Here is a 12098-nt window from a genome sequence, read left to right as displayed (position 1 = left end):
CGGCTTTAGCCGCCTTTATTGGTCGCCAGTGGGTGCAAATCATTCACACAACTCGACCATCTAATCATTTAAATAGGCGACGAAAATGGGTCGAATATCCGGTTCGCCATCTCGCAGTGATTATTCATCGTAACCCTCGATAACATTGGTTTCCTCTACATTGAGTTCCAGTCGATACGCTAGTGCAATAAATAGCGCCTGACACAAACACATCGCATTGGTCAGCGATCGAAAAGCAAAGGCGCTTCCTTCTTTTACCGTCAATGAAACCGTAGCATGTTTAGCCAACGGACTGAGCTGGCTGTCCGTAATGATCAACGTCTTTGCCTGGTGATGATGGGCCAGGCGCACGCAGGCCTGCGTCTCCTTTCCATAGGGTGTGAAGCTGATGGCGATCATTACGTCATTTTTGCCAATACTACGAATTTGCTCTCGGAACATGCCGCCAAGGCCGGACAACATATGCACGCGTTTGTTGGTGTGCTGAAGTGCGTACACGATATAGGCGGCGATAGGAAAGGAGCGACGCACGCCGATAACGTAAATATTCTCGGCCTTATGCAAAAGTTTAACCGCCTCTTCGAACCGGGCTTCGTCGAAGCCGCTCAACAGTTCATCCAGGCCGCTTCGACTTGCATCGATGAATTCACGTGCCATGGCGCCGCTAGGAAGTGGCGATGCTTTGGTCTCTATCAATTTGCGAATACGTTGTTGATAGTTCGGCGATGGGCCGGTTTGGGCGGTATAAGCGTCACGGAACACGGCTTGCATTTCGCTGAATCCACTGAATCCAAATTGTTTGGCAAAGCGGACGATCGCCGATGGCTGAACATCGCAATGCTCGGCGATGTCACTAATGCGCTCTAACATCAAACTGGTACGGTGCTGCTCAACGTACTTCGCAATAATTTTTAATTGCTTTGAAAGTGCGGCATATTTATCCGCAATTTGCAGCATCAATTGATCAACTGGGGCAGTTTCCGCCATGGTGTTTCCTCGTGTTTCTTTTTTAGTTTCGGTGCAGTTACAACTCAGTTACGGCGCAGTTGCAATTTAGTTGCTATTTACTTGATAGTTATTTGTTAGCAACGTCATTATAAAGAGTATGCATCATTTGAAAATTAAATTCTAAATTAAAAATTAATTGAAAAAAAAGTTGCATTGTTATTCCGCATGATCTATTGTTTAGTGCCGGTCAGTTCTCAGTAGGTTGATCGCGCCACGTACCGCACCCTATAGTTCGGACAAAATAAAATCGGAGATAAAAATGCTACCTAGTAGATCAAGCAGATCAAAGCAGCTTCTTAAAGCCTTGATGATCGCCACATTGGCGATGTCAGCGGTATCTGGCAATATCGCCCATGCAGCGAGTGAAAAATTTGTTCTCATCAGTCATGCACCAGATTCTGACTCTTGGTGGAATACCATTAAAAATGCTATCAAGCAAGCCGGTGAGGATTTTAATGTTACCGTCGATTATCGTAATCCTCCAAATGGTGACCTAGCGGATATGGCGCGTTTGGTTGAGCAAGCGGCTGCGCGCCATTATGACGGTGTCATTGTCAGTATTGCTGATTTCAGCGTACTAAAAAAATCTATGGAAAATGTGACCGCCAAGAAAATTCCGCTGGTCACCATCAATTCAGGAACGCAGAAACAAAGCCAAGAGCTGGGGGCGATCATGCACGTTGGTCAACCCGAATATGAAGCCGGTAAGGGTGCAGGTGAAAAAGCGAAAGCGGCTGGTATTAAATCTTTCTTGTGCGTCAATCATTACGCAACCAATCCCTCTTCGTTCGAACGTTGTCGTGGTTTTGCCGAGGCGATTGGCGTAGATTATAAAAAATCCACGCTTGACGCGGGTCAAGACCCAACCGGCATAGAAAGTAAAGTGTCTGCGTATTTACGCAACAATCCCGGTACGCAAGGTGTATTAGCGCTTGGTCCTGACTCCGCCGGTCCAACCCTGCGCGCATTGCAAAAAATGGGCCTTAAAGGGAAGATGTGGTTTGCCACTTTTGATCTGTCTGACGAGATTGCAAAAGGTATTCAAGACGGGTCGGTGCAATTTGCGATAGATCAACAACCCTACCTTCAAGGCTATATTCCGGTTGCAGTATTGGCAATCGTGACACAAACCAAAACCACCGATATCCCGACGATTCAAGCCAAGTTGAAGGCAAATCCAAAGTTTCAGGCACGTCTGGCAGAGTATGGCCTGACACCGATCTACGGTCCACGTGATATCAGTTCCGGTCCAGGCTATATCACCAAAGACAATATCGCTAAAGTACTCAAGTACGCTGGACAATATCGTTAAGCATTCTTCTTTATAGCGATAGACTAGATGTAGAGACCGCCCGCATCAGAACGTATGGCGTATAAATGTAAAACGCATGCGGGCGTCTGGATGACAGTTTGAAGTCGCATCAAAAAGTGACGGCCAGTATTTGATACTTTCCGCGCCGGGCACTCACCACTATTAGTCAGAAAAGCAAAATAAGCAGGAGATATCTCATGAGTTCACATAGCGTACATGCTGAAAAAGTCACGTCTGTCATCGGCGAATCAGCTCCCAAAATGATGGTTGATCAGGATGAACGAGTGCGTTCAGAAGCCGGCTTGAAAAGGTTTTTGGGCCGTCCGGAGTTTGCTTCACTCGCAGGCGTGGTATTGGTGTTTATTATCTTTGCGTTGACTGCCGGTGATTCTGGCATGTTCAATCTTGATGGCGTGGTCAACTGGATGCAGGTTGCTGCTTATCTTGGTTTGATTGCTATCGGTGCTTGCATGCTGATGATCGCCGGAGAATTCGATTTATCGATAGGCTCGATGATCGGTTTTTCTGGAATGATGGTGGCTATTCCTACTGTCTATTTTCACTGGCCTTTCTGGCTGGCGGTTGTCTTTGCTTTTGCCGGATCAATGGCACTCGGGTGGCTCAATGGCTATCTGGTGATTAAGACGCGCTTGCCTTCCTTTATCGTTACCTTGGCGTTTCTATTTATTTTGCGGGGTTTGACGTTGGCCCTTTCCATTATGTTTGCTAACCGCACCATCGTCAGCGGAGTGGGTGAGTATGCCGCGAAAGATTGGCTTGGCGGGCTACTGTTCACTGGAACCGTCGGCAATGGTTTGTTCCGTTGGATGGCCGGTCAAGGTTGGATTGCCACGAGTGGTGGTGGCGCGCCGTTGGTCGCCGGTATCCCCAAAGTGATTATATGGTGGGTCGTACTGGCAATCGTTGCCAGCTTTGTGTTGGCAAGAACCCGTTTCGGCAATTGGATTTTTGCCGTCGGCGGTGATGCCAATGCGGCAAAAAATGTCGGCGTACCGGTCCGCCGGGTCAAAATCACGCTATTCGTGTTCACTGCTTTCTGCGCCTGCCTTTTCGCCGTACTCCAGGTTGCCGATGTTGGTTCTGCTGCAGCTGACCGCGGCCTTCAAAAAGAATTCGAGGCGATCATTGCAGCCGTCATCGGCGGAGCTTTGCTTACCGGCGGTTACGGGTCCGTCATTGGTGCGTGCTTTGGCGCATTGATCTTTGGCGTAGTTCAGATTGGTATTTCGTACACCAATCTCAACTCCGACTGGTTCCGGGTCTTCTTGGGCGTCATGTTACTGGTCGCTGTTTTGTTCAATAATTATGTCCGTCGTCGTGTGACGGAGGCGAGGTAATCATGAGCGACACTATTCTTGCTTTAGAAAACGTCAGTAAATTTTTTGGTTCGGTAATCGCGTTGCAAAACGTTACGCTTCGACTCAAAAAAGGTGAAGTTCATTGCTTGCTGGGCGATAACGGCGCCGGAAAATCGACCCTTATCAAAACACTTGCCGGTGTGCACAAACCATCGGAAGGCGCCTATCTGGTGGATGGCAAGCCGGTTTGCTTTAATTCGCCCAAGGAGGCGCTGGATGTCGGTGTCGCCACGGTGTATCAGGATCTGGCTTTGGTTCCGCTTTTATCGGTCGCGAGAAATTTTTTCATGGGACGTGAGCCGACTAAAAAAATGTTTGGTATCACAGTGATGGATATGAAGTACGCCGCCAAAACTGCAAGTGACAAATTGGCTGAAATGGGCATCATGGTGCGCGATCCTCACCATGCCATTGGCACTATGTCAGGCGGCGAAAAGCAATGCCTTGCTATCGCACGGGCAATTCACTTTGGTGCGCGGGTGTTGATCCTTGATGAGCCAACGGCAGCGCTTGGCGTCAAGCAATCGTTTAATGTCCTGAAACTTATTCATACAGCGCGTGAGCGTGGTATTTCAGTGATTTTTATTACCCATAATGTGCATCACGCTTATCCGATCGGTGATTCATTCACTTTACTCAATCGCGGCAAATCGATGGGTACTTTTACCAAAAATAATGTGTCCAAGGATGCTGTCCTGGACATGATGGCGGGCGGTGCTGAAATGCAGACGCTGATGAATCAACTTGATGGCATCAGGATTTAAGAGGAAGTATTCATGACCACATCATTAACATCAGCGGTGACCGTATTTGCGCCAGATCGGCCACGCGATATCGTTTGTCTGGGCCGTCTTGGCGTAGATTTGTATGCACAACAAATTGGCGCCCGTCTTGAGGACGTCACCAGCTTTGCCAAATATCTGGGCGGTTCGTCGTCCAATATTGCTTTTGGTTGCGCACGTTTGGGGTTGAAGTCAGCCATGCTGGCGAGGGTTGGGAATGAGCATAACGGCCAATTTTTGATCAACGCCCTCGCCGCAGAGGGTTGTGATGTCAGTCAGATTAAAATCGACCCAGAGAGATTGACGGCGTTGGTCATGTTGGGGTTGAAGGATAAAGACACATTTCCACTCATTTTTTATCGCGAGAATTGCGCTGACATGGCGATTTCTGAAGAGGATATCGATGAGGCTTTCATTGCTTCGAGTAAAGCATTATTGATTACGGGAACCCATTTTTCTACCGAAAAAGTTAATCGCACCAGTAATCGGGCTTTGGAATACGCGCATCGCCACAACGTGCGCACGGTGCTGGATATCGATTATCGTCCAGTATTGTGGGGCTTGACCGCCAAAGGCGATGGCGAAACCCGCTTCATTGCTGACCACAGCGTGACGGCGCATTTGCAAAGTATTTTGCCGAAGTTTGATTTGGTCGTTGGTACCGAAGAAGAGTTTATGATCGCCGGTGGCGGTAACGATATTATGGCTTCGCTACGCGCTGTGCGCGCTGTCAGCAAGGCCCAATTGGTCGTCAAGCGTGGACCGCTTGGTTGCGCTGTCATACACAGCGATATTCCGAATAGTCTTGATGCCGCCTTTAATTATTACGGCGTGCGCGTTGAGGTATTAAATGTACTGGGAGCGGGTGATGCCTTTTTGTCGGGCTTTCTTAAAGGTTGGTTGACGGGTGCTGATGATGAAACCTGCTGTCGCTTCGCCAATGCTTGTGGCGCATTAGTCGTCTCACGCCATGCTTGCGCGCCAGCAATGCCGACGCCCGTTGAGCTGGATTATTTTTTAGCAAATAGTGATCGCTTGCAACGTCCGGATCTGGATGCGCATCTGACACGCTTGCATCGTGTGTCGACTCCGCGTCTGGCGTGGGATGAAGTAAATGTATTTGCGTTTGATCATCGCAATCAATTTTTTGAACTAACCCGTGAAAGCGGTGCTCCAGAATCACGGATAGCTGCGTTGAAGTGCTTGCTGGTAAAGGCCGTGGCGGAGACCGAGCAAGCTTTACAACTACAAGGCAAGATTGGCGTATTGATTGATGATCGTTACGGTCAGGATGCATTGAATGCGTCCACCGGTCGTGGTTGGTGGGTCGGGCGAACGGTTGAATTACCGATGTCGAATCCGCTTCAGTTTGATTACGGGCGCTCGATTGGTTCCCATTTGATCAGTTGGCCAAAAGAGCACGTGGTCAAGTGTCTGGTGCAATTGCATCCAGATGACGCTGTGGAAAATCGTTTGGAACAAGAGGCGCAAATACGGGCCTTGTATGACGCCGTGCAGGTTAGCGGTCACGAGTTGCTGCTAGAGATTATTCCCCCTAAAACGCTGGCAATCGCGGACAACACAGTACTGCGGGCGATCAAGCGATTATATAACCTTGGTATCTATCCTGAGTGGTGGAAACTGGAGTCAATGTCGGCGCCACAGTGGACGGCGATTGATGGTTTGATCGCTGAGCGTGACCCTTATTGTCGTGGCGTAGTTTTGTTAGGATTGAACGCATCCGTGGCGCAACTGACCGCAGGTTTTCTCGCATCAAAAGACAGCAAAACATGCCGCGGATTTATGGTTGGAAGGACTATTTTTCACACGCCTTCACGTCGTTGGTTACAAGGCGAAATTGACGATGCTGCTTTAATTTCTGAGGTGAGGGCAACCTTTGAACAACTCATTGGTGTGTGGCGAGATAGCCGTGGGCGCAGAGATCAGCCTGCCGATGCATCAGCAAAAAACGTGGAGCACGCAGCATGAGTAACGGGAGCGGAACAATTAGACTGACGATGGCGCAAGCATTGGTGCGCTATCTGGCGGCATTGCGAGTGGACCATGTGGACGACCGTGGCACCGTATCGGGTGAAGAAGCATTATTCGGCGGTGTTTTTGCCATTTTCGGTCATGGCAACGTGGCTGGATTAGGCGAAGCCCTATATCAGCATCGCGAAGAATTGCCAACTTACCGGGCGCATAACGAGCAGGCGATGGCGCACGCCGCCATTGCTTATGCTAAAACGCATATGCGGCGGCGCATGATGGCGGTGACCAGTTCTATCGGTCCCGGTGCGACCAATCTGCTAACTGCGGCGGCATTGGCGCACGTCAATCGATTGCCAGTATTGTTGTTGCCGGGTGATATTTTTGTCTCGCGTCGACCCGATCCGGTATTGCAACAACTTGAAAACTTTCAGGATGGTACGGTATCCGTGAACGATGCGTTTAAGTCATTGTCACGTTATTTTGATCGTATTTATTATCCCGAGCAATTATTGACCGCGTTACCCCGCGCAATTCAGGTGCTGACCGATGCGGCGCAATGCGGACCAGTAACTCTGGCGTTGCCGCAAGATGTGCAAACCATGGCATACGATTATCCATTGGCTTTTTTTAAGCCGAAACTGGTGACCTTTCGCGCCCAACCGCCATCAGAGGACGCATTGCAAGAGGCCTTAGCATTGCTGAAAAATGCGCGACAACCGCTGATCGTCGCAGGCGGTGGTGTCTTGTACGGCAAGGCAACCGCAGCGTTACGCGCATTCGCCGAAAAGCATGGTGTGCCGGTTGCAGAAACACAAGCCGGTAAGGGCGCATTGCCTTGGGATCATCCATTGCAGTTGGGCGCGCTTGGGGTAACGGGTTCACCTGCCGCGAATACATTGGCAGATCATGCCGATGTCGTGATTGCGATTGGTAGCCGGTTGCAGGATTTCACCACCGGATCGCATTCATTGTTTGCACAGGCCAAGTTGGTCAGTATTAACGTCAATCCATGCGACGCCATGAAATGGCACGCTTCCGGAATGCTGTCGGATGCAGGCTTGGGATTGACTGCTTTATCCGACAGACTTAAAGATTGGCGCGCTAGCGAGGCCTGGACTGTTGAGGCGAACGAGCAAGCTCAGGCATGGCGCGCAACGGTGACCGGCATTACCAATCGGCGTGAAATACCCTTACCGGTGCTGCCTTACGATGGCGAGGTTATCGGCGCGGTGCAACGCTCGTGCAATACCTCACCGATGAGCGACATTGTTGTGTGTGCCGCTGGAACGCTTCCTGCAGAACTCCACAAACTTTGGCGCACGGCAACACCCGGTGGCTATCATGTCGAATATGGCTATTCCTGCATGGGCTACGAGATCGCGGGCGCGCTGGGCGTCAAGTTAGCCAAGCCAGATCGCGATGTCATTGTAATGATCGGTGATGGCAGTTATCTGATGATGAATTCTGAGATCGCCACATCGGTCATGCTGGATAAAAAGTTGATCATCGTCGTCCTCGACAATCGCGGTTATGGTTGCATCAATCGCTTGCAGCAAGCCTGTGGCGGTGCGCCGTTTAACAATATGCTGGAAGATTGTTTGCAAGGCGCGCTGGGTGTGCCCCAGATTGATTTTGCGATGCATGCCAGATCGTTGGGTGCGTTGGCCGAAAATGTCAAAACCATTCCCGAGTTAGAAGCGGCAATGCAACGCGCCCGTGCCGCTGACCGTACTTATTTGGTGTGTATCGACACCGATCCCAAGCGCACAACCGAAGACGGCGGCTGTTGGTGGGAAGTCGCAGTGCCGGAAGTGTCCGCACGGACTTCGGTTCAAATGGCCCGTGAGCAATATGAGCATGCGCAACTGAACCAAAAACTCTAATTGGAAAATATCGTGGCTAAACAATTCAATGTAAAAATTGGTATCAATCCAATCTCCTGGATGAACGATGATTTGCCCTCATTAGGTGGTGAAACCCCGCTTGACGTCGCGCTATCAGAAGGGGCGCAGATCGGCTATCGCGGGTTTGAATTGGGTAATAAGTTTCCCAAGGAGGCAGCCGCACTCGCTGCTGTACTGGGCAAGTATTCGCTGGAATGTGTATCGGGTTGGTACTCCGGTCGATTGGCGACTGGCACGGTTGAGGATGAGATTATTGGAGTCGGACCACACTTGCGTCTTCTGGCAGAAAATGGTGCCAAGGTAATGGTGTATGGCGAAGTCGCTAATGCAATACAGGGAAGACCGGAACCGCTTTATAAGCGCCCCCAATTTACTACTCCGCAGCAATGGCAGGAATATGCAGACAAGTTGACCGCGTTTGCGACCTACACGTTGTCACATGGTGTGCGGCTGTCCTACCACCATCACATGGGTGCATACGTCGAGACGGCAGCGGATATTGATCGATTGATGGCGCTCACCGGCGAGTCGGTTGGGCTATTGTTTGACAGCGGCCATATTACGTTCGCTGGGGGCGATGCATTGGCGGTATTAACGAAACATATAGCACGCGTGTCACACGTGCATTGCAAGGATGTGCGTCCGTCCGTGATGAAATTGGCCCGCAATGGCAATTGGAGTTTCCTGCAAGCAGTTATTAATGGGGCTTTCACTGTCCCGGGCGATGGCGCGATTGATTTTTCGGCATTGCTATTGATGCTCTATCATCACGATTATCAAGGCTGGTTGGTGGTGGAAGCGGAACAGGACCCAGCCGTTGCACCGAGTTATCAATATGCCGAAATGGGCTATCAACATCTCGCCGGATTGGTGCAGGGAATTGAGAGCGGTAGTATTTTTGGATTGGAGGAAGCCGCATGAACTTGTTAGTTAAAGGACGGCAGCAAGGTCGGGAGATCGTGCGTGTTACGCCGGAATCGGCCGGATGGCATTATGTTGGATTTGCGGCCTATCGATTAAGTAAAAACGAGCATCTTGATTTTGATACCGGTTCCCGCGAAATGTGTATCGTCATTTTGCGTGGCGTAGTCAGCGTTCGCGCCGGTGATGCGCATTGGGCTGAGATTGGCGAGCGTCAAAGCGTGTTTGATGATGCTTCGCCGTATTCGGTCTACGTGCCGCACGGCCAAAAGATCAACATTACTGCGCATGATGACGTTGAAGTCGCCATCTGTAGCGCACCGGGTCATGGTGATGTTGCAGCCCGATTGATTGAACCGGTGACTGCAAAACGCTCGGTACGAGGGCAGGGAAGCAATACGCGCTATGTGTGCGATATTTTGCCGCAAAGCGCACCTGCCGATCACTTATTGGTTGTCGAGGTCATTACGCCGGGTGGGCATTCATCAAGTTATCCGCCGCACAAACACGATACCGATGACATCCCGACTGAGAGCGCTTTGGAAGAGACGTATTACCACCGAATAAATCCTGCTCAGGGATTTGCTTTTCAACGGGTCTATACAGATGATCGCTCTCTGGATGAATCGATGGCGGTGGAAAATCATGATGTTGTGATGGTGCCAAAGGGTTATCATCCAGTCGTAGCACCGCACGGTTACGACTGCTATTACCTCAACGTAATGGCGGGGCCGAAGCGCACCTGGCATTTTAAAAATGACCCTGCCCATGATTGGTTAATGCCGCGTTAGTAGCGTCTGTTGTAAGGATGGTGCAAGTAGGACGGAGGAACATAGCGCGATCCGTCATCCGATGCGGCGGCAGTTTTTTTTAGCGTGCCTATTTTAGTTTCATGCGAGAAATTGTTGGCGTGGTTGGCGCGTCATCGCTTTCCAGACTACCGGACAACACCAGGCAATATTACGCATTTCGTATACATCACTTTCGAGGCAACTACTATGTCATCACCCACAGTTATTGGTCACTTCATCAACGGTCAGCATGTCGCGTCAAAAGCCGAACGCTCCAGCGACGTATTTAATCCTGCCACCGGCGCTATCAGCGCCAAAGTCGGTCTTGCGTCGACCGCCGAAGTCGATGCAGCGGTTGCTGCCGCAAAGGCCGCGTTCCCTGCATGGTCGGCATTGCCGCCGTTGCGTCGCGCCCGCATTATGTTTAAATTCAAAGAATTACTCGATAAAAACCATGATCGCCTCGCGGCAATGATCACCAGTGAGCACGGCAAAGTGTTTACCGACGCTAAAGGTGAAGTTACGCGCGGTATCGAGGTTGCCGAATTTTCCACTGGCATACCGCAATTGTTGAAGGGTGAATACACAGAGCAAATTAGCAATGGCATTGATGCATGGACTATGCGCCAGCCATTGGGTGTTTGTGCTGGGATTACGCCGTTCAATTTTCCTGTCATGGTGCCGATGTGGATGTTTCCTATGGCGATTGCCTGCGGCAACACGTTCGTATTGAAACCATCCGAGCGCGATCCCTCAGCTAGTTTGCTACTGGCTGAACTGTTGACAGAAGCAGGTCTGCCGGATGGCGTCTTTAACGTGGTGCAAGGCGATAAAGTAGCGGTTGACGCAATCCTGGATCATCCGGACGTGAAGGCAGTCAGTTTCGTCGGATCAACACCTATTGCTGAATACATCTATGCCACCGGCTGCGCCAAGGGCAAGCGCGTGCAGGCATTGGGCGGTGCAAAAAATCACATGGTCGTGATGCCGGATGCTGACTTGCATCAAACCGTAGACGCGCTCATTGGTGCTGGCTATGGTTCTGCGGGCGAGCGTTGCATGGCGATTTCCGTCGCAGTCGCCGTTGGTGATGTTGCCGATAAGCTGGTTGCAGCGCTGGCCCCGCGTGTGCGCGAACTGCGCATCAATCAGGGCATGGACTTAGAGGCTGAAATGGGTCCGGTCGTGACACAAATTCACAAGGATAAAATCCTTGGTTACATCAACGACGGTATCGCTGCTGGTGCAACGCTCGCTGTTGACGGGCGTAGCTTTACTTTGCCCGGTCATGAAAAAGGGTTCTTTCTTGGCGGCACGTTGTTTGATCATGTCACCGCCGAGATGAAAATTTATCAGGAAGAAATTTTCGGACCAGTGTTATGTATTGTGCGGGTACCTGATTTTGCAGCGGCTTTGGAACTCGTCAATGCGCATGAATTTGGTAACGGCACCGCCATCTTTACACGCGATGGCAATACCGCACGCGAATACACATCAAGAGTGCAGGTCGGAATGGTCGGCGTCAATGTCCCTATTCCGGTGCCGATGGCATTCCATAGCTTTGGCGGTTGGAAGCGGAGTCTGTTTGGAGATCATCACGCACACGGCCCGGAATCAGTGCGCTTCTATACTAAGCAAAAAGCGGTGACACAACGTTGGCCAGCAACGATTGCAGCTGGCGCAGAATTTGCCATGCCGACAATGAAATAGATTTGCTGGAGATATTTGTTGTTGGATGGGGCGAGAATGTGACGGAAAATCTGCCTTGCTGGCGATTTTCTGTTGCAAGTTCAGGATGCATTTTTCAGGATTTAACCTGATGTTTTGCAAAGCTAAATGAGTGACAATAATGAAATAAACCTATCTGTTAGTTTATTTCAGATACAAAAAAACCGCATAAACATCGATGCTTATGCGGTTTTTCTATTTTTACACCAATTACTTGGTGCCCACGGAGGGACTCGAACCCCCACACCCGAAGGCACATGGACCTGAACCATGCGCGTCTA

General features: G+C 50.4%; 9 protein-coding genes. 8 read left to right on the top strand and 1 reads right to left on the bottom strand.

Annotation, left to right across the window (positions count from 1 at the left end):
• Positions 1-120: 120 nt before the first annotated feature.
• On the bottom strand, positions 121-987 hold the full coding sequence (locus QN379_RS16345; RefSeq protein WP_323507092.1) for a MurR/RpiR family transcriptional regulator: 867 nt from the start codon (positions 985-987) through the stop codon (positions 121-123).
• A 328-nt stretch (positions 988-1315) separates the two neighbouring features.
• Here QN379_RS16345 and QN379_RS16340 point away from each other — a divergent pair, with 328 nt between their 5' ends.
• From QN379_RS16340 to QN379_RS16305, 8 genes are all read left to right on the top strand, one after another.
• Positions 1316-2320, top strand: coding sequence for a sugar ABC transporter substrate-binding protein (locus QN379_RS16340; protein ID WP_416186875.1), 1005 nt, complete (start codon positions 1316-1318; stop codon positions 2318-2320).
• 260 nt (positions 2321-2580) lie between these two features.
• The gene (locus QN379_RS16335) at positions 2581-3678 is read left to right on the top strand and encodes an ABC transporter permease (RefSeq protein ID WP_322240577.1); all 1098 of its coding nucleotides are present in this window, start codon (positions 2581-2583) and stop codon (positions 3676-3678) included.
• 2 nt (positions 3679-3680) lie between these two features.
• Positions 3681-4463 (top strand): ATP-binding cassette domain-containing protein, encoded by a 783-nt coding sequence (locus QN379_RS16330; RefSeq protein WP_323507091.1) that lies wholly within the window; start codon positions 3681-3683, stop codon positions 4461-4463.
• A gap of 12 nt (positions 4464-4475) precedes the next feature.
• Positions 4476-6470, top strand: coding sequence for a bifunctional 5-dehydro-2-deoxygluconokinase/5-dehydro-2-deoxyphosphogluconate aldolase (locus tag QN379_RS16325; RefSeq protein ID WP_323507089.1), 1995 nt, complete (start codon positions 4476-4478; stop codon positions 6468-6470).
• A complete protein-coding gene (gene iolD / locus QN379_RS16320) occupies positions 6467-8356 on the top strand; it encodes a 3D-(3,5/4)-trihydroxycyclohexane-1,2-dione acylhydrolase (decyclizing) (RefSeq protein WP_323507088.1) in 1890 nt (629 codons plus the stop codon). The genes QN379_RS16325 and iolD overlap by 4 nt, the downstream gene beginning before the upstream one ends.
• Positions 8357-8368: 12 nt before the next feature.
• On the top strand, positions 8369-9298 hold the full coding sequence (iolE, locus tag QN379_RS16315) for a myo-inosose-2 dehydratase (protein ID WP_322237501.1): 930 nt from the start codon (positions 8369-8371) through the stop codon (positions 9296-9298).
• On the top strand, positions 9295-10089 hold the full coding sequence (gene iolB, locus QN379_RS16310) for a 5-deoxy-glucuronate isomerase (RefSeq protein ID WP_323507086.1): 795 nt from the start codon (positions 9295-9297) through the stop codon (positions 10087-10089). Before iolE ends, iolB begins: the two co-directional genes overlap by 4 nt.
• 207 nt (positions 10090-10296) lie before the next feature.
• Positions 10297-11799, top strand: coding sequence for a CoA-acylating methylmalonate-semialdehyde dehydrogenase (locus tag QN379_RS16305; protein WP_322237506.1), 1503 nt, complete (start codon positions 10297-10299; stop codon positions 11797-11799).
• Positions 11800-12098: the final 299 nt, after the last annotated feature.

Origin of the sequence: Glaciimonas sp. Gout2 (genome assembly GCF_035018905.1) — a bacterium.
GTDB lineage: Bacteria > Pseudomonadota > Gammaproteobacteria > Burkholderiales > Burkholderiaceae_D > Glaciimonas.
Note: the sequence above shows the minus strand (reverse complement) of the source record. Positions and strands in the feature narration are given on the sequence as shown.